22 protein-coding genes and 2 pseudogenes are annotated in these 23,330 nt (G+C 66.2%); 15 read left to right on the top strand and 9 right to left on the bottom strand.

What is annotated here, in order from left to right:
- Positions 1–2 precede the first annotated feature (2 nt).
- Positions 3–1,706, bottom strand: a complete 1,704-nt coding sequence (locus A5695_RS20990) for an MOSC and FAD-binding oxidoreductase domain-containing protein (protein WP_068086639.1) — start codon at positions 1,704–1,706, stop codon at positions 3–5.
- Between the two features lie 218 nt (positions 1,707–1,924).
- On the opposite strand from A5695_RS20990, the gene A5695_RS20985 reads away from it, so the two are divergent.
- The 9 genes from A5695_RS20985 (at position 1,925) to A5695_RS20945 (ending at position 9,570) form a co-directional block, all read left to right on the top strand.
- Complete coding sequence (locus A5695_RS20985; RefSeq protein ID WP_068086636.1) at positions 1,925–2,797, top strand: alpha/beta fold hydrolase; 873 nt, start codon at positions 1,925–1,927, stop codon at positions 2,795–2,797.
- A 67-nt stretch (positions 2,798–2,864) separates the two neighbouring features.
- Entirely contained in the window at positions 2,865–3,554 is a 690-nt protein-coding gene (locus A5695_RS20980) for a TetR/AcrR family transcriptional regulator (protein WP_068086632.1), read from the top strand.
- Positions 3,551–4,225: a TetR/AcrR family transcriptional regulator gene (locus tag A5695_RS20975; protein WP_068086630.1), complete on the top strand. Its 675-nt coding sequence runs from the start codon at positions 3,551–3,553 to the stop codon at positions 4,223–4,225. The genes A5695_RS20980 and A5695_RS20975 overlap by 4 nt, the downstream gene beginning before the upstream one ends.
- 142 nt (positions 4,226–4,367) lie before the next feature.
- Positions 4,368–5,414: a zinc-binding dehydrogenase gene (locus tag A5695_RS20970; protein WP_068086627.1), complete on the top strand. Its 1,047-nt coding sequence runs from the start codon at positions 4,368–4,370 to the stop codon at positions 5,412–5,414.
- Between the two features lie 42 nt (positions 5,415–5,456).
- Positions 5,457–6,338 (top strand): DUF427 domain-containing protein, encoded by an 882-nt coding sequence (locus A5695_RS20965; protein ID WP_068086624.1) that lies wholly within the window; start codon positions 5,457–5,459, stop codon positions 6,336–6,338.
- A gap of 23 nt (positions 6,339–6,361) precedes the next feature.
- A complete protein-coding gene (locus A5695_RS20960) occupies positions 6,362–6,955 on the top strand; it encodes a TMEM175 family protein (RefSeq protein WP_068086621.1) in 594 nt (197 codons plus the stop codon).
- Between the two features lie 2 nt (positions 6,956–6,957).
- On the top strand, positions 6,958–7,632 hold the full coding sequence (locus A5695_RS20955; protein ID WP_068086619.1) for a haloacid dehalogenase type II: 675 nt from the start codon (positions 6,958–6,960) through the stop codon (positions 7,630–7,632).
- A gap of 24 nt (positions 7,633–7,656) precedes the next feature.
- On the top strand, positions 7,657–9,108 hold the full coding sequence (locus A5695_RS20950; protein ID WP_068086616.1) for an NAD(P)/FAD-dependent oxidoreductase: 1,452 nt from the start codon (positions 7,657–7,659) through the stop codon (positions 9,106–9,108).
- Positions 9,109–9,111: 3 nt separating this feature from the next.
- Positions 9,112–9,570, top strand: coding sequence for a cupin domain-containing protein (locus tag A5695_RS20945; RefSeq protein ID WP_068086613.1), 459 nt, complete (start codon positions 9,112–9,114; stop codon positions 9,568–9,570).
- Here the strand turns inward: A5695_RS20945 and A5695_RS20940 are convergent.
- A complete protein-coding gene (locus tag A5695_RS20940; protein ID WP_068086611.1) occupies positions 9,564–9,962 on the bottom strand; it encodes a VOC family protein in 399 nt (132 codons plus the stop codon). The genes A5695_RS20945 and A5695_RS20940 overlap by 7 nt on opposite strands.
- A 203-nt stretch (positions 9,963–10,165) precedes the next feature.
- Between A5695_RS20940 and A5695_RS20935 the strand changes: the two are divergent.
- A pseudogene (locus A5695_RS20935) lies at positions 10,166–10,454 on the top strand (UTRA domain-containing protein); the annotation flags it as partial.
- A gap of 115 nt (positions 10,455–10,569) precedes the next feature.
- A complete protein-coding gene (locus A5695_RS20930; protein ID WP_068086603.1) occupies positions 10,570–11,037 on the top strand; it encodes a hypothetical protein in 468 nt (155 codons plus the stop codon).
- A 141-nt stretch (positions 11,038–11,178) separates the two neighbouring features.
- On the opposite strand, the gene purQ is transcribed toward A5695_RS20930, so the two are convergent.
- The 3 genes and pseudogenes from purQ to A5695_RS20915 form a co-directional block, all read right to left on the bottom strand.
- Positions 11,179–11,853 (bottom strand): phosphoribosylformylglycinamidine synthase subunit PurQ, encoded by a 675-nt coding sequence (gene purQ / locus A5695_RS20925; protein ID WP_068086600.1) that lies wholly within the window; start codon positions 11,851–11,853, stop codon positions 11,179–11,181.
- On the bottom strand, positions 11,850–12,089 hold the full coding sequence (gene purS / locus A5695_RS20920) for a phosphoribosylformylglycinamidine synthase subunit PurS (RefSeq protein WP_068086597.1): 240 nt from the start codon (positions 12,087–12,089) through the stop codon (positions 11,850–11,852). Before purS ends, purQ begins: the two co-directional genes overlap by 4 nt.
- Before the next feature lie 61 nt (positions 12,090–12,150).
- Positions 12,151–12,887 (bottom strand): annotated as a pseudogene (locus A5695_RS20915) (ATPase).
- Between A5695_RS20915 and A5695_RS20910 the strand changes: the two are divergent.
- Positions 12,864–13,502: an MBL fold metallo-hydrolase gene (locus A5695_RS20910; RefSeq protein WP_068086589.1), complete on the top strand. Its 639-nt coding sequence runs from the start codon at positions 12,864–12,866 to the stop codon at positions 13,500–13,502. The pseudogene A5695_RS20915 and the gene A5695_RS20910 overlap by 24 nt on opposite strands.
- Positions 13,503–13,572: 70 nt before the next feature.
- On the opposite strand, the gene A5695_RS20905 is transcribed toward A5695_RS20910, so the two are convergent.
- Both A5695_RS20905 and A5695_RS20900 read right to left on the bottom strand, forming a co-directional pair.
- Entirely contained in the window at positions 13,573–15,240 is a 1,668-nt protein-coding gene (locus tag A5695_RS20905; RefSeq protein WP_068086586.1) for an FAD-binding dehydrogenase, read from the bottom strand.
- A 41-nt stretch (positions 15,241–15,281) separates the two neighbouring features.
- Positions 15,282–15,986, bottom strand: a complete 705-nt coding sequence (locus A5695_RS20900; RefSeq protein WP_068086583.1) for a DUF2334 domain-containing protein — start codon at positions 15,984–15,986, stop codon at positions 15,282–15,284.
- 147 nt (positions 15,987–16,133) lie between these two features.
- Between A5695_RS20900 and A5695_RS20895 the strand changes: the two genes are divergently transcribed.
- Together A5695_RS20895 and A5695_RS20890 are read left to right on the top strand one after the other, a co-directional pair.
- Positions 16,134–17,753, top strand: a complete 1,620-nt coding sequence (locus tag A5695_RS20895; RefSeq protein ID WP_068086580.1) for a DHA2 family efflux MFS transporter permease subunit — start codon at positions 16,134–16,136, stop codon at positions 17,751–17,753.
- A gap of 185 nt (positions 17,754–17,938) precedes the next feature.
- Positions 17,939–19,552 (top strand): DHA2 family efflux MFS transporter permease subunit, encoded by a 1,614-nt coding sequence (locus tag A5695_RS20890; protein WP_068086577.1) that lies wholly within the window; start codon positions 17,939–17,941, stop codon positions 19,550–19,552.
- Between the two features lie 54 nt (positions 19,553–19,606).
- Here A5695_RS20890 and A5695_RS20885 read toward each other — a convergent pair whose 3' ends face one another.
- Positions 19,607–21,751, bottom strand: a complete 2,145-nt coding sequence (locus A5695_RS20885; protein WP_068086574.1) for a S9 family peptidase — start codon at positions 21,749–21,751, stop codon at positions 19,607–19,609.
- Positions 21,748–22,635 carry a phosphoribosylaminoimidazolesuccinocarboxamide synthase gene (locus A5695_RS20880; protein ID WP_068086571.1) on the bottom strand — a complete coding sequence of 296 codons (888 nt, stop codon included), beginning with the start codon at positions 22,633–22,635 and terminating at the stop codon, positions 21,748–21,750. Before A5695_RS20880 ends, A5695_RS20885 begins: the two co-directional genes overlap by 4 nt.
- A gap of 64 nt (positions 22,636–22,699) precedes the next feature.
- On the opposite strand from A5695_RS20880, the gene A5695_RS20875 reads away from it, so the two are divergent.
- Positions 22,700–23,320, top strand: a complete 621-nt coding sequence (locus tag A5695_RS20875; RefSeq protein ID WP_068086568.1) for a hypothetical protein — start codon at positions 22,700–22,702, stop codon at positions 23,318–23,320.
- Positions 23,321–23,330 lie beyond the last annotated feature (10 nt).

The following is a 23,330-nucleotide window of genomic DNA, read 5'->3' as shown; positions in this document are numbered from 1 at the left end:
CGTTACAGATCCAGCACGAGGTCGGTTTCCGGAGCCGCCGAGCAGATGAGCACCGTCCCTGGCTCGGGCGGCTCCAGAGGCTGCTGGACGTAGGTGGCTCTGCCGGCGACGACGCCGGTGACGCACAGGTGACAGACGCCGCTTCGGCAAGAGAACCGGGTGGGCACGTCGCAGGCCTCCGCCAGCTCGAGGATGCTCCCGTATGCGGACGACCAGGCGGCCGTCAGGCCGCTGCGCGCGAAGGTGATTGGCGGCCCCGTCCCCGCAAGCCCCGCCGGAAGATGCGGCGGCTTGCGCGGGGTGTCGTCGATGATCCCCGGGTTGATCGGCGGCAGGGCTCCGAATAGTTCGCTATGAATCCGCTGGGGATCTAGACCGCCAGCGGCGAGTGCGTCGCGCATGTCGCTCATGAACTGGGTTGGGCCGCACAGGTATGCCGTGGCATCGGCCGGTATACCTAGCGCCGCGATGGCCGGGCGGTCCAATCGGCCTTGTGTCTGGGTGTAGAACACCGACTGCCGCGCGCTCGGCAGAGATTCGATCAGGCTAGCGACTTCCGTTGCGAACGCTTGTGTTTCGCGGTTTCGGGCAATGTGCAACCACCAGATGTCACGTCCATTGCCAGCCGCCGCGAGCGCGTGCAGCATGGCCAGGACGGGTGTGATGCCAATTCCCGCCGACATCAGCAACACCGGACCATCGCCATCGGTGAGGTAGAACTCGCCGCGCGGTGCGGCGGCCTCGATGACCGAGCCCGGCTCGACGTGCTCGTGCAGCCACGAGCTCACCAATCCGTGCTCTTCGCGCTTGACGCTGATGCGATAACGCCCCGCGGCGGGGTCGCCGGAGAGGGAGTAACTGCGCAGCGGCGCCGGCGCGCCCGCGCCGGGGATTCGCACCGTCAGATATTGCCCGGGAAGCGGCGCCGGCAGGGCGGAACGATCCTCGGCTTCCAGCTCGATGGACATCACCTGCGGGCTTTCCCGGTGTATTCCCCTGACCCGCAAGGGCCGAAAACCATCCCACGCCGGTGTCGCGCTTGGCGGCTCGGACGCCGATCCCTGCGGTGTTGCGAGCATGTCCCGGAATGACTGCTGCCACCCCGGACTGAGCGCGGGGACATCGACGATCTTGTGGAGCAGCTCGAGATCACGGTTCGGCAGGTACAACAGCGCATCGACGTCGGCGACGCTGAGCTCATGGCGACCACGGCGGATACGCGTGATGTCATCGCCGGCGCAAACCCGTCCCTCGGAGAGCACTCGGAAGTAGAAACCCGGCCGGCGTTGGGAGACAAGCAGGTTCGGCATCCTGGGTTCGTTCATGCGCATTCCGACCCGGAAGCAGGTGACGCGGGGCTGGGTGACCTCAAACTCGGCTTCACCGATTCGGTAGCGGTCACCGATGCACACGTCGGCATCGGGCAGCCCGCTGATGGTGAAGTTCTCCCCGAAGTGGCCCGGCACGAGGTCGTCGCGACCCAAGTATTTTTTCCAGAAATCGTATGACTCGGTCTGATACACCATGACGGCGCGCTGCTCGCCGCCGTGGCCGCCGAGATCACCCTGGCCGTCGCCGTCGATGTTCAGGCGGCGCACCATGACCGGCCCTTCGACCGGGATTTTCCAGATCCCCGTGTAGACGGTCTTGTCCCGCCAGTGCACGTTCTGGGGCAGCCCCACGTTTACCGAGACCAGCTTGGCCACAGCGCCACCTCCGCAGGCCCCGAATTCCAGGGCTGGCTCACACTATGTCAGCCCGAAGGCAACGGCAACACGTCACGGAACACAGCCGTGAGCGGTAGCGCGATTGTTGCGCGGAACAAGTTCTGGTGCATAATGGGATGTATAACCCAGAATATCCCGGTGGCGGCAACTTCGTTGCAAGCCGCTCGGCATTCGAGGGCGAAATAAGGAGGAAAGCCATGGCGGCTGTTCATCATCGCTATGCCAACGTCGACGGTCAGCGGCTCTTCTTCCGCGAAGCGGGTGACCCGAACGCTCCCGCGCTGGTGCTGTTGCACGGGTTTCCCACCAGCTCCTACATGTTCCGCCATCTGATCCCCGTTCTTGCCGACCGCTATCACGTCATCGCGCCGGATCACCTGGGCTTCGGGCTCTCCGACGCACCGTCCGTCCAGAAGTTCGACTACACCTTCGACGCGCTGACCGACATCACTGCCGCGTTGCTGCGCGCGGTCCACGTCGGCCGGTATGCGATGTACGTCCAGGACTACGGTGCGCCGATCGGCTGGCGGCTGGCGCTGCGCGACCCGTCGTCGATCACCGCGATCATCACCCAGAACGGCAATGGCTACGACGCGGGATTCGTCGACAGCTTCTGGAAGATCGTGCGGGCTTACCAAAGTGAACAAACACCCGGCAACGAGGCGGCGGTCCGGCAGTTCCTCACGCTGGACGCCACCCGCTGGCAATATGTCACCGGCGTCCCCGACGAGACCCTCGTCGACCCCGAATCGTGGCATCACGATTACGCGCTCATATCGCGACCGGGCAACGACTTGGTGCAGCTGAAACTGTTGCGGGACTACGCAACCAACGCGCCGCTCTACCCGCGTTTGCACGAATACTTCCGCGCCAGCCAGGTACCGCTGCTGGCGGTGTGGGGCCGCGGCGACGAGATCTTCGGCCCAGCCGGCGCCACGGCGTTCGCCGATGACCTGCCCAATGCCGAGATCCGCTTGCTCGACGGCGGGCACTTCCTGCTGGAGTCCGCACTGGACGAGGTCGCCGGGCTGATCCGCGGCTTCCTCGACAAGGTAGACATGGCCGCCTGACCGGCCCGCTGAAATGAATGGGTTGGATATCCCATAGTTTGGAGCGCTCGCGGGTTAGCCTGACGCCATGGCCCATCCCGGTGTTCACGATGAACAACGGTTGACCGCCAAGGGGCGCGCCACCCGGGATCGCGTCGTGGAAGCGGCCGCCCAACTGATCGTCACCGAGGGCCTGTCCGCGGCGAACATGGAGAACGTTCGCAGGGCCGCGTCGGTCAGCGGTTCCCAGCTTGCCCATTACTTCGCCGACAAGGGCGCGCTGATCCGCGCGGTTCTCCGGCGCCAGATTGGGGTGGTCCTCGACTTTCACCGGCAGCCCAAGCTAGGAGGCCTGGCGTCGTTCGACGACTTCGAGCGTTGGGGTGATCTCAACATGCGGTACCTCAGGCGCATCGGATTTTTCGGCACGCCCACCTACCACGCACTTGCCGCCCAGCTGGCGAAGTCCGACGACCCGACGCGTGAAACGCTGGCGACCGGCTATTGGCAGTGGGTCGACCTGCTCGAGGCCGCGATCCAGCGGATGAAAGATGACGGCGTCTTGGTCGCGGACGCCGACCCTCGACGCTTGGCGATGGTCATTGTCGCCGCCCATCAGGGCGGTGGCACCTTGGCCTTCACCTACCGGGCGGAATGGCCGCATGCCGACGCAGTTCGCTTCGCGATCAACTACCTGCGCACCTTCGCCGCCGACCCCGACGAGCGGGTGCCAAGACCTGCGCGGCGTCCGCGACGACGCGCGAGGACCGCCACGTGAGCGACGACAGCCCAGCACAATTCACCCGCAAGGGCCTGGCGACTCGCGCGCGCATCATCGACGCCGCCGCGCGGCTCATGTTCGAGCGTGGCGTCGCCAACACCAGCATCGAGCAGGTGCGGCGTGCAGCGCGAGTGGGCGGCTCACAGGTCGCGCACTACTTCCGGGACAAACGCGATCTGACCCGTCAGGTGATTTCCACCCGCCGCGACGACGTGCGAGCTTTCCACACTCAGCCACCGTTGGGCGCCCTCGACAGCTTCGCCGCGCTGCAGGCCTGGGCCGACGCCTGCATCGCCGACGTCGACACCGTGTACCGGGTCGGCGGTTGCGTCTACGGCTCCTTGGCGGGCGAGCTGATCGATGCCGACGACGAAATTCACGACGATCTCTCCGCCGGTTATGACGCGTGGATCGGTTTGTTCGAGACCGGTCTTACGGCGATGCGCCGGCGCGGCGACCTGCGCCCTGACGCCGATCCGCGGCACCTGGCGGTGTCGTTGGTCGTCGCCCACCAAGGCGGGGCCATGCTGACGTACTCGACCGGGGACGCGGAACCGCTGCGCGCCGCCGTCAACGCCGCCGTCTACTACGTTCGCTCGTTCGCGCCGCGAACGCGCAAGGGCCGATCCACTTCGACCCGGCGCCGCGGCACTTCCCGATCCGGGTGACGTTACCGCCCGCTGGACATACTGGGATGGCTAGCCCATAATAATTGGGTTGATTGGCCCAGTAACGTCTGGCGGCAGCTCACCAGTTCCGACACAACCGTTGATGTCCCAGCGTCCGCTGAATACTTGGGAGGAGCGGCGCGTGTCCACCACCGATGCGCCTGAGCTACCCACCGCCCCCGCGATGGTGCGCGAGCAGCCCGGCGGCGAGACCATGCGCGCGATCGTCCTGAAAGGGTTCGGCGGCCTGGACAGCTTGGCCTACGAAGACATTCCGAAGCCGCTGCCCAGGGACGGCGAAGTGGTGATCGAGGTCAAGGCCTTCGGTATCAATCACGCCGAGCTGCACATGCGCCGGGGCGAATGGGCCGAAGCCGCGGAGGTCAGCGGCATTGAATGCGTCGGCGTCGTCGATTCCTGCCCGGGCGGCGAGTTCCCCGTTGGCGCCAAGGTCGCGGCATTGATGGGCGGCCTGGGCCGAACCATCAATGGCAGCTACGCGCAGTACACCCGCGTGCGCGCGGCGAACGTCGCCCTCATCGAATCCGATCTGCCCTGGCCGCAGTTGGCCGCGCTGCCCGAAACCTACGCGGTCGCTTGGACCTGCCTCTTCCGCAACCTCGACCTGAAGTCCGGACAGACGTTGGTCCTGCGCGGCGCGACCTCGTCGCTCGGGCAGGCCGCGCTCAAGATGGCCGTCGCCGCCGGCGCACGCGTCATTGCCACCGCGCGAAGCCACGTCCGGTTTCCGATCCTTGAGGGGCTGGGCGCATCCCGCGTCGAAGTGGAAAGGCACGATTTGGCCGACCATCTCTCCGAGGCCAAGCAGGTCGATGCCGTCCTGGACTTGGTCGGCAACAGCACCATCCTGGACTCCCTCGACATGTTGCGCCGTGGCGGAACGGCCTGCCTGGCGGGATGGCTGGGCGGGCTCGAACCGATCGGAAATTTCAACCCGCTGTTGCGCATGGCGAGCGGGGTCAACTGGAACTTCTTTGGCAGCTTCGTGTTTGGGGAACCTGGCTTTCCGCTATCTGATGTCCCCCTGCAAGACATCGCGCGGCAGGTCGCACAGGGCAGGCTGGAGGCCAAGCCGTCCCGCGTCTTCGCTTTCGACGAGATTCACGAGGCGCACCGCGTGATGGAATCGGGAGAAGCCGGCGGCAAGATGGTCGTCGTGATGCGGTGAGAAGCCTGTCCGGCAACGATTTCGCGGAGGAGGGACTCAACAATGGGGCTGGCATGGCAGCAAGGTCCGCTTGCAACCGGATCGGTGGGACGGTTCCTGACCGAGGGGCCGCTACCACGACGGTTGCTGTACGTGGAGCCGCTGCGGCGGCGGATGCGAGTGCTTTTCGCGGACAGATGGATCGCCGACAGCGAGAACGTAGTTCTGTTGCATGAGCCTGGCCGCTATCCGGTCGCCTACTTCCCACTCGGCGATATCGAGGCCGGGGTCCTGGCGGCCGAAGACAGGCTCACGCAGCATGAGGACTTGCGCGACACAAAGTGGTTCACTATCAAAGTCGCGGAGCGGGCGACCAGCCACGCCGCCTGGCAGCACACGGCCCTGCCACCGTATGCATCGATCCTCGACGGGCACCTGGCATTCGCGTGGCGCGCTATGGACGCCTTCTACGAAGAGGACGAACGCATCGTCGGACATGCTGCCGATGCCTATCATCGGATCGATATCCGTTCCACTGCAAGGCATCTGACCGTACGCAACGGCGACCGGGTGATTGCCGACACCAGGCGTCCGCTCGCCCTGTACGAATCCGGGTTCGCGCCGCGCTGGTACGTGACACGCGAGGACATTGACGAATCTGCCCTCGAACTGGTTGACACGCAGACCTTTTGCCCATACAAGGGGATCTGCTCCTACTACGATATCGGCGACCGCAAGCGCGCGGCGTGGTCTTATCGGAACGCCTGGCGCGAGGTGATGCGAGTCAGTGACTTGGTGTCCTTCGAACCGGACAAGATCGACGTCTACCTCGACGGCAAGCAGCTGCGGCTCGAGCCCGGCCAGACCGTCATTCCCCACGGGGTCGACCGGGGGCTCGACACAGATGAGGTCTTAGGGAAGACACCAACCGCGGGGATCAAATAAGGACTTCGGCCTGAGGAGGCGTAGTGGTCGGGCGGAAAACCAACCCGGACAGGGTAGGAGCATTCTCCGACGGGGTTTTCGCGGTGCTGATCACGATCCTGGTGCTCGAGCTCAGGCCGCCGGCCGCCCACAGCTTCAGCGCGTTGCTACCCCTGTGGCCGACCGGCCTGAGTTATGTGGTGAGCTACCTGTTCATCGCGATCGTGTGGGTCAACCATCATCACTTGCTCAGCTACGCGGAGCTGGCGACGCCGCGGTTGGTGTGGTCGAATTTCGCACACTTGTTTTCGGTCTCGCTCATTCCGATCACCACCGAGTGGATCGCCGACAGCAGGCTCGCCGCGGCGCCCGTGGCCTTGTACGCGTTCGTCTTCGTCCTCGTCAACGTCACCTATCTGGCGTTATGCCGCGAAGTGATCGATCGGCCGGCCCACGAAGACCTCACCGATCGGATGCGCAGGCTCATGCGGATGAGATCCTTCATCACGGTCGGCGTTTTCACAACGGCCGGGTTGACCGCCCTCTGGTGGCCGTTGCTGGGAATGACATTGATTTGCCTTTGTTTGATCGGGTATCTACGACCGGACGTTCCCAATCTGAGGAAGGTCGAAGCCTGATCATGCCCGTGCCGTCCGTCCTGGTGTTCGACGTTAACGAGACGTTGGTCGACATCGAGTCGCTGTCACCGCTTTTCGCTGAACGGTTCGGCGACCGGCGAGTGCTTCGCGAGTGGTTCGCCCAGTTGGTCATGTACTCGATGTCGGCGACATTGGCGGACTGTTATGTGGACTTCTCCACACTGGCTCAAGGCGTGTTTCGCATGGTTGGCGATATCCACGGGGTGGCCGTCTCCGACGCTGACGCGCACCGCCTGAAGACCGGCTTGCTCACCATGCCCGCCCACCCGGACGCGGCGGAGGGACTCGCCAGGTTGAAAGACAACGGTTTTCGCCTGATCACGCTGACCAACTCACCACCCAACCCGGATGGGCCCACGGCACTGCAGAGTTCCGGTCTGGCCGAATTCTTCGAACACCAATTGAGCGTCGACGCATGCCACGCCTTCAAGCCGTCGCCCGCCGTGTACCGATACGCGTGCGAGACGCTCGAAGTGGCCCCGGCCGACTGCATGATGGTGGCCGCCCACGCGTGGGACATCCTAGGTGCCCAGAATGTCGGCTTCAGCGGGGCGCTCATCGCCCGGCCCGGCAATCTGGCCGTCGAGGGGCTGCCCCCACCGAACTTGGTGGCGCGTGACCTGCCCCAGCTCGCCGCACAGCTGATCGACAACTGAATACAACCGGGGAGGACACCAAAGATGACACATGAAGAGACCGGCTATGACGTCGTTGTGCTCGGCGCCGGGCCGATCGGGCAGAACGCCGCAGAGCGTGCCCGGGCCGCGGGCCTGAGCGTCGCGCTGGTCGAGCGCGAACTCGTCGGCGGCGAGTGTTCCTACTGGGCCTGCGTGCCCAGTAAAGCCCTGCTGCGTCCGGTGATCGCCGTCGCGGAGGTCCGCCAAGTCGACGGCGCGCGTGAGGCGGTCAGCGGGCCCATCAGCGTTGCGGGGGTCTTCGGCCGCCGCAACCGCTACGTCACCGACTGGGACGACACCGGCCAGGCCGACTGGGTGGCTGGCATCGGCGCCACCCTGGTACGCGGCCATGGCCGATTGGACGGCGCCCGGCGAGTCGCGGTCACCGCGTCCGACGGAGCCACGTCCGTCGTGACCGCGCGGCACGCCGTCGTGGTCTGCACCGGCAGCCGGCCCCTGCTGCCCGACTTGCCCGGCATCGACGAAGCGCGGCCGTGGACCAACCGTCAGGCCACCGACAGTAGTTCGGTCCCCGAGCGGCTCGCGGTGGTGGGCGCCGGCGGTGTGGGCGTCGAAATGGCAACCGCATGGCGAGGATTGGGCTCTCAGGTGACGCTCCTCGCACGGGGTTCGGGCCTACTGCCGCGGATGGAGCCCTTCGTCGGTGAGCTCATGGGACGTGGCCTCGCCGATGCGGGCGTCGACGTGCGCGTCGGTGTATCGGTGCGCGCGCTGCGCCGGCCCGGCGGCGCAGAGGTGACCCTGGTACTGGACGATGGCTCCGAATTGGTGGTCGACGAAGTGCTTTTCGCGACGGGCCGCGCACCGCTCACCGACGACATCGGCCTGCGCACCGTCGGGCTAACACCCGGCGACTGGCTCGACGTCGACGACACCTGCCAAGTGCGGGCCGTCGAAGACGGTTGGCTCTACGCGGCGGGCGACGTCAATCACCGCGCCCTGCTGACTCATCAGGGGAAGTACCAGGGCCGCATCGCCGGAGCGGCCATCGGAGCCCGGGCCGCGGGTGACGCGGTGGACACCGCGCCGTGGGGCCGGCACGCAACCACCGCCGACCATTACGCCGTGCCGCAGGCCTTCTTCACCGTTCCCGAAGCCGCCGCGGTCGGCCTGACGGCCCGGCAGGCCGAACAGGCCGGCCATCGGGTGCGGACCGTCGATGTGCAGATCGGTGACCTCGTGACGGGGGCGAAGCTTTATGCGGACGGGTACGCCGGGCGGGCGCGGATGGTGGTGGACCTCGATCGCGGTTGCTTGCTTGGGGTCACGCTGGTCGGGCCGGGGGTCACCGAAATTCTCCATTCCGCCACCATCGCCGTCGCGGGCGAGGTGCCCGTCGACCGGTTGTGGCACGCCGTGCCCTGCTTCCCCACGATCAGCGAGCTTTGGCTGCGGCTCCTCGAGGCGTATCGGGATGCGTCGGACCATAATTGACACATGGCCACCGCAGACGGATTCCACCCGGACTTCGAGGAGACAACACCGCAGGCAACCCACAACCGGGTGCACCACGTCAAGGCAGCCGATATCAGCTCCGACACCGCGCAGTCGGAGGGACTGCGCCGCTTCGCCGCGCTCAGCCGGACGTCGGTCGGTGCCGAAAAACTCTGGATGGGCGAGACGCACGCGTCGCCCTCGACCGTCTCGTCCGACCACCATCACGGCGACTCGGAAACCGCCATCTACGTGCGCAGCGGCCACCCGGAATTCGTCTTCCACGACGGAGCGCAAGAGGTACGTATCTCGACTTCACCCGGCGACTATGTGTTCATCCCCCCGTATCTGCCGCACCGAGAGGAAAACCCCGACCCCGACACACCGGCGGAGGTGGTCATCGCGCGCAGCACCCAGGAGGCCGTCGTGGTGAACCTGCCGGCGTTGTATCCCCTTCAGTAAACGGCGATTTCGACAAGATTCCCATCGACGTCCCGGCAGTAGTGCGAGGTCATCGGACCCAAGGCCCCCGTCCTGGTGACGGGCCCCGCGACGATCTCCGCTCCACAACGCACGAGGTGGGAGCGCACCTCGTCCGGCCCGCAACGAGTGATGAAACACAGGTCCTCGGACCCCGCCGCTTCGACCGAACCGGTGACCCACTCGGGGTCATCGCCCAGCGCCCCGACGGGCCGCAGGTTCAGTTTTTGCTCCCCGAACCGCAAAGCGATTCGGTTGGACGACCCGAACGTTTCCCGCCGCATCCCAAGAACGCGCTCGTACCATGCGGCGGTGGCCTCGACGTCTCGGCAGTTCAGCACCACATGGTCGATCCGTTCCACGACGAGCCCCACGTCCGGCCCTCCCTACGGCTGAGGAAAATCATTCGGCACCAGACTAATCCGACTCAGCCCAACGCTTCGTCGACGACAGAACGGCGGCCACCTTTACGCCCCGCTCACCAGACGTTTGAGTACGCCTTATGACCACTGGGTCGCCGGACCTCGAGACTGCCGACCTTTCGGGTTAGGCGGGGCTGCGTCCCCGCGAGCACCCGATGGAAAGCACCTACACGATGTGGGCGCGCCGCCTCGAGGTCCCCGTCGCCCGCGCCACCTACGAGATTCACGCGGCCGGCGCCTCCCTCGAGGTAGCCGGCGCGTTGCATCGGCCATTGGGTTCTCCGGTGCTTGTGCTCGAACGCATAAGTCACGGCAAAGACGACAAGGCCCTTGAGGTCGCGGAGTTTTATAACCGCCCCGAGCGATACCGGTTTTCCCTGACGCTGCCAAGGAACCGTGCCGGGCCCCGGCGCCGGGATCGTCGAGCGGCGTGTGACCGACTGACCTCGGCGGCCGACGGAACCCGCCCCCATTCGCTCAGCCAATTCTCAACACATTCTTCGGTGACTCATGGTTCGTCTCCCAGCATCCGCAAAGCCACCGGCCGCAACATGTTTTCATGACGAACGAGCCCACGTGCGCGAACCTGGTCGAACGGTACCTGCGCGTCCGAGGGCGGCGCTATTTCCGCGGCCACCACGATGGCGAATACTTCTTCGTCACCAGCGCCAACCCGCGGCGCTTGCACGTCCATCTCGAGATCTCGCCCGCGCACGGCGATGTGCTGATCATTCGCGTCACTCCCGGCTACTTCTTCCCCGCCTCCGAGCGACCCTGGCTGGTGCACTTCTCGGACACGTGGAACCGCCAGGACCGCGAGGTGACGGCGATCGTGCACGGGTCATCCGATCCGCACCGGATCGGCGTGGTCGCGCGCAGGTCGCACTGGATCCGACGGAACGTCTCGTTCGACGATTTCGCTGCCTTCGTCGACCGCACCATCGCGGACGCGACCGAGTTGTTCGACGACCTCAACCCGGCCGTCGAACTGCCGACGGCGCATCCGTTGTTGCGCGACGCCGGCTGATCCTGCCGGTTAAGTCCTCACCCCAACGGGCGGGAGCGACGTGCGTGTTCCGCGCCGCTGAACCGCGAGCCCCGAAATCCCGAGTGGCACCACCGCTTGGCGCGCGCCCCCGCCGTGTGGAGGCGCCCGGCGGGTTTCCGCCTAGACCGAAAGTGCCGCGTCCAACACCGAATAAAACAGGCCCAAGCCGTCGTCGGACGGGCCCGTCAACGCTTCGATGGCGTGCTCGGGATGCGGCATCAGTCCGACCACCCGGCCGTTGGCGGAGCTGACGCCGGCGATGTCGTGCAGCGAGCCGTTGGGATTGTCGTGGTAGCGGAATACCACCCGGCCTTCGCCCTCGAGCTCTTCGACGACGTCGGCCGGCGCCACGTAGCGACCCTCGCCGGACTTCAGCGGTACCAGCAGGTCCGCATCGGGCTCGAAGCGCGACGTCCAGGCCGTCGACGTCGACGCCACGCGCAACCACACATCGCGGCAGACGAAGTGCAAACCGACGTTGCGGGTCAGGGCCCCCGGCAGCAGCCCCGCCTCGCAGAGCACCTGAAACCCGTTGCAGATGCCCAAAACTGGCATGCCGCGGTTCGCGGCGGCCACCACTTCACCCATCACCGGGGCGAACCTGGCGATTGCACCCGCCCGCAGGTAGTCACCGTAGGAGAAACCGCCGGGCACCACCACCGCGTCGACGCCCTTGAGGTCGGCATCGGCGTGCCACAGGCTGACGGCCTCGGCACCGACACGCCGCGCCGCCCGGGCGGCGTCGACGTCGTCCAGCGTCCCGGGGAACGTGATGATGCCGATCCGCGCGGTCACCGGGGCTCCCGGCTGATCGTCCAGTCCTCGATCACGGTGTTCGCCAAAAGCGTCTCCGCTATGTCGGCGAGCACCGAGTCGTCGACGGTTTCGTCCACTTCGAGTTCGAACCTTTTGCCTTGTCTGACTTCTGAGATCCCCGGATGACCGAGCCGGCCTAACGCGCCGACGATCGCCTGACCCTGCGGGTCGAGAATCTCCGCTTTGGGCATCACATGAACGACTACCCGGCCCACCGGCGCTCCTCCTCAGATTTGTGTCCGCGCCAACTCTACCGGCGAAAGCGCAGCTCGGCCGCTACGGGCACGACGCAATGTAGGCCTCGCACAGGGGCGCGGTCATCGCGTTCAGCACCGGATCGTCGGCCATGGCAGGCCAAGCAACCTGCGGCGGTGCCGACGACCAGAGCGTGAGTTCGCTGATCGTGCTGCTCGACGGGTGGGCGACCAGATAGGTGTGCATGACGATGGGACCGCTGATCACCGCGGCCATCCGGGTGGTTTCGTCGGTAGTGATCGATGGGGATTGCAGCGGCGCCCGCTGCTGACAGGAGCGCAGCGCGCCCACGGCAGCACTGAACGCCGAAGAAGCGATGGCGCCGCCGCTGGCCGTATCGCCGCGCCAGTGCAGGATCTGCGCCTGCAACTGCCACTGCCCCTCGGGATGGGCGACGGTGGCGCGCGCCACGACCGCCGCGCCGCGGGGGTCCCGCACCACCGGAGCCGTGGCGCAGAGCTCCTCGAACCGGAATCGGGGCGCGGGCGCCGCCCCGGTCACCTGCGCCGCCAGCCCCGCCAGCGCGGGCCAACCGTAAACGGGGTCCAGTGGCACGGCCCGTCGCTGGATCCAGGCGGAATCCGGGATCTGGTCGCATACGGGCGGGCAAGCCTGCGGGTCGGTATGTGCGGGCACCGCGACGACCAACGCCACCGCGAGGCCGCCGACCACCACGATGGTCGCCAGGATCACCCGCATCGGCATCACCCTTCCGTCAGGGCACAATCGTAGACATGCAACTGACGCATTTCGGCCACTCCTGTCTACTTGCAGAATTCGACCAGGCCCGCGTGCTCTTCGATCCCGGAACCTTCGCGCACGGTTTCGAGGGCATAACCGGGCTGTCGGCCATCCTGATCACCCATCAGCACCCCGACCACGTGGACGGCGCCCGCCTGCCGGCGCTGCTCGAAGGCAACCCGGGCGCGGCCCTGTACGCCGACCCGCAAACCGCCGCCCAGCTCGGGGCGCCGTGCCAGGCGGTGCACGTCGGTGACCAACTGCGGATCGGTGAACTGACAGTGCGCGCCGTGGGCGGCAAACACGCCGTCATCCACCCGGAAATCCCTGTGATAGAGAACATTTCGTTTCTGGTGGGCGACGGCGATCATCGGGCCAGACTGATGCATCCCGGTGATGCGCTGTTCGTGCCCGACGAGCCGGTCGACGTGTTGGCTACGCCGGCGGCCGCGCCGTGGATGAAGATCTCCGAGGCCGTCGACTATCTGCGAGCGGTCGCGCCCGCGCGCGCCGTGCCCATCCACCAAGGGATCATCGCCCCCGACGCGCGCGGCATCTATTACGGCCGGCTCACCGAGATGACCACCACCGACTTCCAAGTGCTCCCCGAAGAGGACGCAGTCACCTTCTAGGGCGAATAGACGCAAAATCGCACAATCGGTGCCCCCGCACTGCGATTTTGCGTCTGCTCGCCCGAAGCCGCTAGGCGATATCGTCGCCGACACCGCGGCCGGCGGCGCGCCCGGAGAAGATGCACCCGCCCAAGAATGTGCCCTCCAGGGCGCGGTAGCCGTGCACGCCGCCCCCGCCGAACCCGGCCACCTCGCCCGCGGCGTACAACCCGGTCAGCGGCGTCCCGTCGGCCTTCAGCACACGGCCGGCCAGGTCGGTCTCTATGCCGCCCAACGTCTTTCGGGTCAGGATGTGCAACTTGACCGCGATCATCGGCCCCGCCTTGGGGTCGGTCAGCCGGTGGGGTGCCACCACCCGTCCCAGCCGATCGCCCAGATAGCCGCGGGCGGCGCGGATGGCGGTGATCTGTCCGTCCTTGCTGAACTTGTTGGCCACCTCGCGGTCGCGGGCGGTCACCTCGGCCTCCACGGTGGCGTAGTCCAGCGGCGCCACGTCGGACAGCTTGTTCATCGCGGTTACCAACTCGCGCAACGTGTTCGCGCTGACGAAGTCCACTCCCCGGTCGACGAACGCCTGCACCGGGCCGGGCGGCCCGGGGCGCGCCCGGTTACGCAGCAGCTCGCGCAGGCTCTGCCCGGTCAGATCGGGATTCTGTTCCTGCCCGGAGAGTGCGAATTCTTTCTCAATGATCTTGGCGTTCAAAACGAACCATGTGTAGTCATACTCGGATCTGGTGATGTATTCCAACGTGCCCAGGGTGTCGAAGCCGGGGTACAGCGGTACCGGTAGCCGCTTGCCCGTCGCGTCGAGCCACAACGACGACGGTCCGGGGATGATGCGGATGCCGTGCAGCGGCCAGATGGGATCGTAGTTGGTGATTCCCTCCGTGTAGTGCCACATCCGGTCCGGGTTGATCACCCGTGCGCCGGCCCGCTGGGAAATGCCGATCATCCTGCCGTCGACGTGGGCGGGCACCCCGCTAAGTAGCTGCTCGGGTATGCGGCCCATGCGCTCGGGCCAATTCTTACGCACCAGCTCATGGTTGCCGCCGATCCCGCCGCTCGTGACGATCACCGCGGGCACGCGGAACTCGAACTGCCCCACGGGTGTTCGTGACGACGCCACACCCCTGGGTACGGCCGAAGGCTCGAGCACCGTGCCCCGGACACCGGTCACCGCGCCACCCTCGACGATCAACTCGTCGACCCGGTGGCGGTGTGCGAAGCGCACGGTAGAGCGGTCCCGCAGCTGACGGGCGAAGATTTCAACCAGGGCCGGCCCGGTACCCCAGGTGATATGGAAGCGGGGGACCGAATTGCCGTGTCCCTGTGCGTCATAGCCGCCGCGTTCGGCCCAGCCCACCAGCGGGAAGATCTTCAGCCCCCGGTCACGCAGCCAACGGCGCTTCTCTCCCGCGGCGAAATCGACATAGGCGTGCGCCCATTGGCGTGGCCAGTAGTCCTCGGGCCGATCGAATGCCGCGGTACCGAGCCAGTCTTGTAGGGCGAGTTCGTGGCTGTCGCGAATCCCCAGCCGGCGCTGCTCGGGGCTGTCGACGAAGAACAGGCCACCGAACGACCAGAAGGCTTGCCCACCCAGGTTGGCGCTGCTCTCCTGGTCGAGGATCAACACCCGCAGCCCCCGGTCCACCAATTCGCAGGCGGCCACCAAGCCCGCGAGTCCCGCGCCGACGATGACGGCGTCGGCGCCGAGCCCCGCGGCCGAAGAATCGCTCATGTCCGACCAGGGTAGTGCCCGCGCCGAGCGGGGGCGCTTCGTCAGGCCGCGTCGAGAATGGCCTTGTCGCGCCGCCAGCGGTACACCGTCGGTGCGCAGCCATGCATCAGCGACAGGTCCACGGCGTCGACCATGGCCTGCAGGGGCCCGGGCTTGCGCAAGTGGCGGGCGGCCACGGCGACCCGCACGACGCCGCCCCGGCGGGCGATCCGCTCGGCGGACAGCACCACCATCCGGCACCACCACGGCTCGGTGAGAAAGCCTTCCCCGATGCCCAATACGCGCGAGCGCACGGTGGCGTGCTGGGCCAGGTCGGTGATTCCGTGCAGATCCGCGAGTAGCCGAAAACCGTTGTCGGGCAAGGCTTTGACCACGCCCGGGGACACCACCCAGCCGGGCGCAGCGAACAGCCGGGTGCGCAGGCCGAGGTGCTCGAGCACCCGGTCGGCGGCCATTAGCCGCAGGTTGGCCTCGTGGGCGCGCAGGATGGCGAACTCACCGCGACGCTTCTTGGTGGCCGCATCGTCATAGCCGTGCAGCACGATCGCGTCGCCACCGGACCTGCGCTCGGTCAGCCATTCGACCGTGTGCGGGTCGCGGTCGAGCCGATAGTCGCCGCTGAGCCGGGGAGCAACCAAGAGCGACACCGGCACGTTACGAGCATCCATTTGAGCGCAGAACGCCTCGACGTCGTTCAGGGTGCGTTCGCCGATCCCCGAGACCGAGACGATCAATTTTCCAGCCACACCCGCAGTTTGACGACCTCAGGTTTCGGAACGGTGAAGGACACGCAGACGGCAGGCGTATATCGATACCGCTGGGCCGCAGGTCGGGCGACCTGCGCGCCACCCGGAACGGGCCCCGCGCCCACACGGTGAAGGAATCAGTTCGATATGCTAAGCAACGCCATGGATCAGGCCCCGTACGTGGCGGCCGACACGCCGCCGCCTTTCGACCCCGCCCCGCAGCCGGGCGCGGGCGAGCGGGACTATCCGGATAAGCTGGACGCCGGCCTGCTGCGGATTTCCGGAGTGTGCATCCTGGCCACGGTCATGGCGATCGTGGACGTCACCGTCGTCAGCGTGGCCCAGCGCACCTTCATCGACCAATTCGGGTCTTCACAGGCGGTCGTCGCATGGACGATGACGGGCTACACGCTGGCGTTGGCGACGGTCATACCGATCACCGGGTGGGCGGCCGACCGGTTCGGCACCAAACGGCTTTTCCTGGGCTCCGTGCTCGCCTTCACACTGGGCTCCCTTCTGTGCGCGCTGGCCGCAAATATCCTGCAGCTCATTGCCTTTCGGGTAGCCCAAGGGATCGGTGGCGGCATGCTGCTGCCCCTGAGTTTCGTGATCTTGACGCGTGAAGCGGGCCCGCGGCGACTCGGTCGCCTGATGTCGATTCTGAGCATCCCGATGCTGCTCGCCCCGATCGGTGGCCCGATCCTGGGCGGCTGGCTCATCGACACGTCGAGCTGGCGGTGGATATTCCTGATCAACCTGCCGATCGGACTCGTGACCATCGCACTCGGGGCGATCGTCTTTCCCCGGGACCACCCGTCGCGGTCGGAAACCTTCGACCTCGTCGGCGTGCTGCTGCTGTCACCCGGGCTGGCCATGTTCTTGTTCGCGGTGTCATCGATCCCGCGATGCGGCACCATCGCCGACCGCCACGTGCTCATACCGGCCACCATCGGCCTCGCCCTGATCGCCGGGTTCGTCGCGCACGCGTGGCACCGCACCGATCATCCACTCATTGATCTGCGGTTGTTCCGCAACCCGGTGCTCACCCACGCCAATGTGACGATGGTGGTCTTCGCCGGCGCCTTCTTCGGCGCCGGCCTACTCCTGCCGAGTTACTTCCAAGAGGTGCTGCACCAGACGCCGATGCAGGCGGGCCTGCTCATGATCCCCCAGGGACTCGGCGCGATGCTGACCATGCGTCTGACCGGGCCCTTGGTGGACCGACAGGGGCCCGGCAAGGTCGTGCTGGTCGGTATCGCGCTGATCACCGCCGGCCTCGGCACGTTCGCCATCGGCGTGGCCAGGCAGGCGGACTACTCGCCCACGCTGCTGATTGGGCTGGCAATCATGGGCCTCGGGATGGGCTGCACCATGATGCCGTTGTCCGTCGCCGCGGTGCAGGCGCTGGCCCCCCACCAGATCGCCAGCGGCACGACGCTGATGAGTGTCAGCCATCAGGTAGGCGGGTCGGTCGGCACGGCCTTGATGTCGATGATCCTGACCAATCAGTTCAATCGCAGCGACAACATCGTCGCCGCCAACAAACTCGCGGCGCTACAGCAGCAGGCCGCGGTCAGCGGGGTTCCCGTCGACCAGGCCGCGATACCGCGCCAGACGCTGAGCGCCGGCTTTTGGGACAACGTCGTGCATGACCTTTCCCGCGCCTATACGTCGGTATTTGTGATAGCCGTGGTGTTAGTGGTGTTCACGATCATTCCGGCGTCTTTTCTGCCGAAAAAGCCGGCGAGCCAAACGGTGGGCCATTAGCACGCACGAGCGCCGTGCAAGTGGGTGAAGCTGCAGGCAGCAGGGCGCGGTGCGACGCCGTGCCGATCCAGTTCACGGTCCTGGGTATGGTGGTGAGCTGATATCGAACCAAGCCCAAACGGCAGATTAAGACGGGGGCCGGAGCAAACGTCTGAAAGGGTCCGCGTGAGGGTACGGGTACAGATATGCTCGGCAACGCCATGCAGAAGGCCGATTCCGTGACTTCCGACCCCCCAGTGCCGAGTGCTGCCACCGGACAATCAAACGCGGACGAGCGGCAGTATCCCGACAAGCTGGACGCCGCACTGTTCCGGGTCGCGGCCGTGTGTGGGATGGCCACGATCATGGCGCTGCTGGACACCACGGTGGTCAGCGTGGCGCAACGCACCTTCGCCGCACAGTTCGGATCCACCCTGGCCGTTGTGTCGTGGACCATGGCGGGCTACATGCTGGCGTTGGCAACCGTGATCCCGGTCACCGGTTGGGCAGTCGATCGATTCGGCACCAAACGACTGTTCATGGGCGCGGTTTTTGTTTTCACCCTAGGCTCGCTGCTCTGCGCCTTGGCGCCAAACATCCTGGCGCTCATCATGTTCCGCGTAGTACAGGGTCTCGGCGGCGGTATGCTCATGCCGCTGAGTTCGATGATCCTGACACGCGAGGCCGGCCCCCAACGACTTGGTCGCTTGATAGCGATAGGCGGCATTCCGCTGATACTTGCGCCAATCGGTGCGCCCATTCTGGGCGGCTGGGTGATCGACACCTACGGCTGGGAGTGGATCTTCCTGATCAACCTGCCGATCGGAGTCACCACCATCCTGCTTGCCGCGATCCTGTTCCCGAAAGACCGTCCCGAGCCGAGCGAGGCGCTCGACTTCACCGGTGCGCTGCTGTTATCGCCGGGCGTGGCGATCTTCCTGTGTGGGGTATCGTCCATTCCCGGACGCCATACGGTAGCCGACCGATACGTCCTGATACCGGTGATCATCGGCCTCATCCTGATTACCGCGTTCGTCTTGCACGCCTGGCGTCGCACTGATCATCCGCTTATCGACTTGAGGTTGCTGAAGAACCGGGTGGTCACGCAGGCCAACCTGACGCTGCTGGTCTTCACCGTCGGCTACGTAGGAGCCGGGCTCACGTTGCCGAGCTACTTCCAGCTGGTAATGAACGAAACCCCGATGCAGTCGGCGATGAGCCTGATCCCCCAGGCCCTGGGAGCCGCGTTGACCATGCCACTTGCCGGGGTGTACGCGGACAAGCGCGGCCCGGGCAAGGTCGTGTTGCTCGGCCTCCCCCTGATCGCGGGAGGTCTGGGCATCTTCGCCTTCGGCGTGGCCAGGCATGCCGACTATCTACCTACGCTGCTGATCGGGTTGGCGATCATGGGACTGGGTATCGGCTGCACCACCGCGCCGCTCGGCGCGGCGGTCGTTCAGGCACTTTCCCCAGCCCAGATCGCACGCGGCACGACCTTGGTGAGTGTCAACCTCGAGGTGAGTAGCTCCATCGGAGCCTCCCTGATGGCTGTCATCGTGACGACTCAGATCAACCGCAACGACATCATCGCGGGCAAGGCCGCGTCCGCGCCGTCCAACGTCGGCGGGCACGGGCCGGGGGCTGAGGCCTCGGGAGCAGCGCGGCACGCGCTGCCGCCCGATGTCGCGAGCGCCCTGTTGAACAATCTTTCCCACGCGTACACGACGGTCTTCGTACTGGCGGTCGCTCTGGTGGCGTTCACCATCATCCCGGCGGCTTTCCTACCGAAGAGTGCGCCGGTCCGACCGACCGACGACTAGGCCGCCGTCGGCTGGTATCTCGCCGCGGCGCGACCCCGGCGAGATCGGTGCGGCTCAGCTACCCCTGGGACCGTCGTTCTGGCCGCCGGTGTCGTCGGAATTGGCGGCGGCCAACAGCCAGGCGTATTGGAAAGCGGTCTCCTGCCACGCTTTGTAGCGACCGCTGACTCCGCCGTGACCGGCGTTCATCTGCGTCTTCAGCAGGATCGGGCTGCCGTTGCCGTTGGCATGCCGCAACGCTGCCACCCACTTGGCGGGCTCGACGTAGTAGACCCTGGTGTCGTTGAGCGAAGTCATCGCCAGGATGGCCGGATACCGCTTGGCTTCGACGTTTTCATACGGCGAATATGACTTCATGTACGAGTAGACGTCCTTGTCCTGCAAGGGGTTTCCCCATTCATCCCATTCGGTGACGGTCAGCGGCAAGGACGGATCGAGGATGGTGGTGAGCGGGTCGACGAACGGCACCTGCGCGAGGATTCCGGCGAACAGTTCCGGCGCCAGGTTGGCCACCGCCCCCATCAGTAGGCCGCCCGCGCTCCCGCCAAGGGCCACTAGTCGGCGCGGCCGGGTGACGCCCGTCTCTACCAAATGCTTTGCCACCGCGACGAAATCGGTGAAGGTGTTCTTCTTCTCCAGCAGCTTGCCATGCTCGTACCACGGCCGGCCCATCTCACCGCCGCCGCGGACATGGGCGATCGCAAACACCATGCCCCGGTCCAGCAGCGACAGCCGCGCGATGGAAAAGCTGGGATCGGTGCATATCTCGTAGGCACCGTAGCCGTACAGCAGCGTCGGTGCGGGAAACTCGACCCCGACGCGGTGCACGATGGACACCGGAATGCGGGCGCCGTCGTCGGCGATCGCCCAGTCACGCCGCTCCACGTAGTCGGTCGTACGGTAACCGCCGAGCACGGGTTGTTCGCGCAGCAACGTGCGTTCACCGGTGACGAAGTCGATGTCGTATACCCGCGCCGGGACGACCAGCGACCCCGCTCTGATCCGCAGCTTGGGCGCATGCCAGTTCGGGTTGCCGGCAAGACCGGCCGACATCAGCTCGGAGTCGAAGGAAATCTCCTCGGGCTCGCCGTATTCCCCGTCGGTGGCGACATCCCACACCTGCAGGCGGGGCAGCGCCTCTCGCCGGTAGCTCACCACCAAATGGCCCGCGAAGGCGTCCACGCCGTCGAGCCGCACGTCGTCGCGGTGCGGAATGAGCGTGCGCTGTTGCGTAGGGTCGCTCACCGGAGCTTCGGTCAGGGTGAAGTTGACCGCGTCCTCGTTGTGCAGGATCAGGAACCGGTCCTGCCCGCCGACGACCGCGTGTTCGACCGCGTACTCGATGCCTTCGCGCCGTGGCAGCACCACGGTGAACGCTGCCCGCGGGTCCGCGGCGTCCGCGTACCGATACTCGGAGGTGATCGAGGAACCCGATGCGATGAATACGTAGGCCTCGCTGCGAGTCAGCCCGACGCCAAGCCAAAATCGTTCGTCGGCTTCGTGATATACCAGCTCGGAGGGCTCGCCGGAGCCCACGCGATAGCGCCAGACCTTGTCGGGGCGGTGGGCCGCATCCAGAGTCAGGTAGTACACCGTGTGGTTGTCGGCCGCCCAGGTCGCGCCCGCCCCGATGTCGGCGATCTCGTCTTGATAGAGCTCGCCGGTGCGCAAGTCCTTGAAACGCAACGTATAGCGTTCGTCGCCGACGGTGTCGACGGAGTACGCCAGCAGATTCCCGTCCAGGGTTACGGTGGCGGCACCGAGCGCGAAAAATTCGTGGCCCTGCGCCTCGGCGTTCGAGTCGAGCAGGATCTGCTCGCCGGGCACTTCGGTGTCCTCCTCCAGGATCGGCGGATCCCAGTCATCGGGATTGCTTACTGGGCAACGGCATTGAACCCGGTACTGCTTGCCCTCGAAAGTACGGGCGTAATACCACCAGTCGCCCTGGCGCGTCGGAACCGACAGATCGGTCTCTTTGGTACGTGCCTTGATCTCGTCAAAGATTTTCTGCCGCAACGGTTCGAGGTCAGCCGTCATCTTGTCGACGTAGTCGTTTTCCGCCTCGAGGTAAGCGATGACCTCGGGATCGGACTTTTCACGCAGCCATTCATAGGGATCGATAAAGACGTCTCCGTGATGCTCACGCCGTTTCTCCTGCCGCTTCGCGACGGGCGGTACCGGGGCTGCGGCCGAAGTCACGCGCCGATCCAGTCGCCGAAACTCAAGCCGGAAATGCGTTCGTAAGCATCGATATAGCGATCGCGGGTGGCGTCGATAATGTCGTCGGGCAGCGGTGGTGGCGGCTGCGAGCCGTTGCGGTCCCAGCCAGACTGGGGGCTGGTGAGCCAATTGCGAACGAACTGCTTGTCGAAGCTCGTCTGCACCACACCAACCCGATACTCATCGGCCGGCCAGTATCGCGAGGAGTCCGGCGTGAAGATCTCGTCGGCCAGCAGCAGGTTGCCGTCGCGGTCGGTGCCGAACTCAAACTTGGTGTCGGCGATGATGATTCCCTTCGTCAGGGCGTGATCGGCAGCCTGAACATAGGTCTGCAGCGTGCGGTCGCGCAGCTGGTTGGCGCGGACCCCGCCCACCAACTCGATCACCTCGTCGAACGAGATGTTTTCGTCGTGGTCCCCCAGCGCGGCTTTGGTGGCGGGGGTGAAGAGCGGCTCGGAGAATTTGCTGGCCTCGACCAGGCCGGGCGGCAGCGTGATGCCGCAGACCGTACCGGTCGCCTGATAGTCCAACAGGCCGGACCCGGTGAGGTAACCACGCGCCACACACTCCACCGGCAGCATGTCCAGCCGCCGCACCACCAGCCCACGGCCCAGGACCTCCGCGGGGATGCGCGGGTCATCCGGTGGACCGGCCAGGTGGTTGGGCGCGTCTACCAGACCGAAGAAGAAGACGCTCATCGCGGTCAGGATGCGGCCTTTGTCCGGGATCGTGCTGTCGAGGACGTAGTCGTACGCCGAGATCCGGTCGGTCGCGACCAGCAGCAGGTGTTCGTCGTCGACGGAAAAGATCTCGCGGACCTTTCCGCTGGCCAGATGCTGGTATTCGGACAGTGCGGGGCGCATCGGGCCAGCCTAACGGGCACCCGAATAGGGGTCGCGTGTCGGGAGCTGTGCTGGGATCGAGAGTATGACCCCGCGGTTCCTGCCCTACTCCACCCGACCGGGCCGGCTGATGGCCCAACTGCTCAGCGACTTCGCCGTAGTTGTCTGGACCGCTATCTGGCTGCTCGTCGGCTTGGCGGTTTACGACGCCGTGTCCACCATCGCCGAGGCCGGCCGGCAGGTCGAGAGCGGCGCGCACGGCATCGCCGGCAACCTGGCGTCGGCCGGCCACGGTGCCCAGCACATTCCCTTGGTGGGCGACGCAGTCAGCCATCCGCTGAATTCCGCCAGCCAGGCCGCGCTCGATCTTGCCGGCGCGGGCCACGACTTGGACGCGACGGCCAGCTGGCTGGCGGTCTTGCTGGCGATGGCCATCGCGGCCGTCCCGATCCTCGTCGCGGATCTGCCGTGGCTTCTGCTGCGGCTGCGGTTCTTTCGACGGAAATTGACGGTGACCGCCCTGGCCGCAACGCCGGCCGGGGAGCAACTCCTTGCCCTGCGGGCATTGACAAACCGGCCGCCGGGGAAGCTCGCCGCTGTCAGCGCGGATCCGGTCGGTGGATGGCGCCGGGAGGATCCGCTCACCATCCGGGCCCTGGCCGCGCTCGAATTACGGTCGGCCGGCATCGCGCTGCGCGCGCGCTGACGGCGCTTAC

The organism is Mycobacterium sp. E1747, from assembly GCF_001667775.1.
Classification (GTDB): domain Bacteria; phylum Actinomycetota; class Actinomycetes; order Mycobacteriales; family Mycobacteriaceae; genus Mycobacterium.
Note: the sequence above shows the minus strand (reverse complement) of the source record. Positions and strands in the feature narration are given on the sequence as shown.

Excerpts from the sequence above, each read along its gene's own strand:
- A5695_RS20985 (WP_068086636.1), top strand. The coding sequence starts at position 1,925 with ATGGCGGCTGTTCATCATCGCTATGCCAACGTCGACGGTCAGCGGCTC.
- A5695_RS20980 (WP_068086632.1), top strand. The coding sequence starts at position 2,865 with ATGGCCCATCCCGGTGTTCACGATGAACAACGGTTGACCGCCAAGGGG.
- A5695_RS20965 (WP_068086624.1), top strand. The coding sequence starts at position 5,457 with ATGGGGCTGGCATGGCAGCAAGGTCCGCTTGCAACCGGATCGGTGGGA.
- A5695_RS20955 (WP_068086619.1), top strand. The coding sequence starts at position 6,958 with ATGCCCGTGCCGTCCGTCCTGGTGTTCGACGTTAACGAGACGTTGGTC.
- A5695_RS20950 (WP_068086616.1), top strand. The coding sequence starts at position 7,657 with ATGACACATGAAGAGACCGGCTATGACGTCGTTGTGCTCGGCGCCGGG.
- A5695_RS20945 (WP_068086613.1), top strand. The coding sequence starts at position 9,112 with ATGGCCACCGCAGACGGATTCCACCCGGACTTCGAGGAGACAACACCG.
- A5695_RS20930 (WP_068086603.1), top strand. The coding sequence starts at position 10,570 with ATGACGAACGAGCCCACGTGCGCGAACCTGGTCGAACGGTACCTGCGC.
- A5695_RS20910 (WP_068086589.1), top strand. The coding sequence starts at position 12,864 with ATGCAACTGACGCATTTCGGCCACTCCTGTCTACTTGCAGAATTCGAC.
- A5695_RS20905 (WP_068086586.1), bottom strand. The coding sequence starts at position 15,240 with ATGAGCGATTCTTCGGCCGCGGGGCTCGGCGCCGACGCCGTCATCGTC.
- A5695_RS20895 (WP_068086580.1), top strand. The coding sequence starts at position 16,134 with ATGCTAAGCAACGCCATGGATCAGGCCCCGTACGTGGCGGCCGACACG.
- A5695_RS20890 (WP_068086577.1), top strand. The coding sequence starts at position 17,939 with ATGCTCGGCAACGCCATGCAGAAGGCCGATTCCGTGACTTCCGACCCC.
- A5695_RS20880 (WP_068086571.1), bottom strand. The coding sequence starts at position 22,635 with ATGCGCCCCGCACTGTCCGAATACCAGCATCTGGCCAGCGGAAAGGTC.
- A5695_RS20875 (WP_068086568.1), top strand. The coding sequence starts at position 22,700 with ATGACCCCGCGGTTCCTGCCCTACTCCACCCGACCGGGCCGGCTGATG.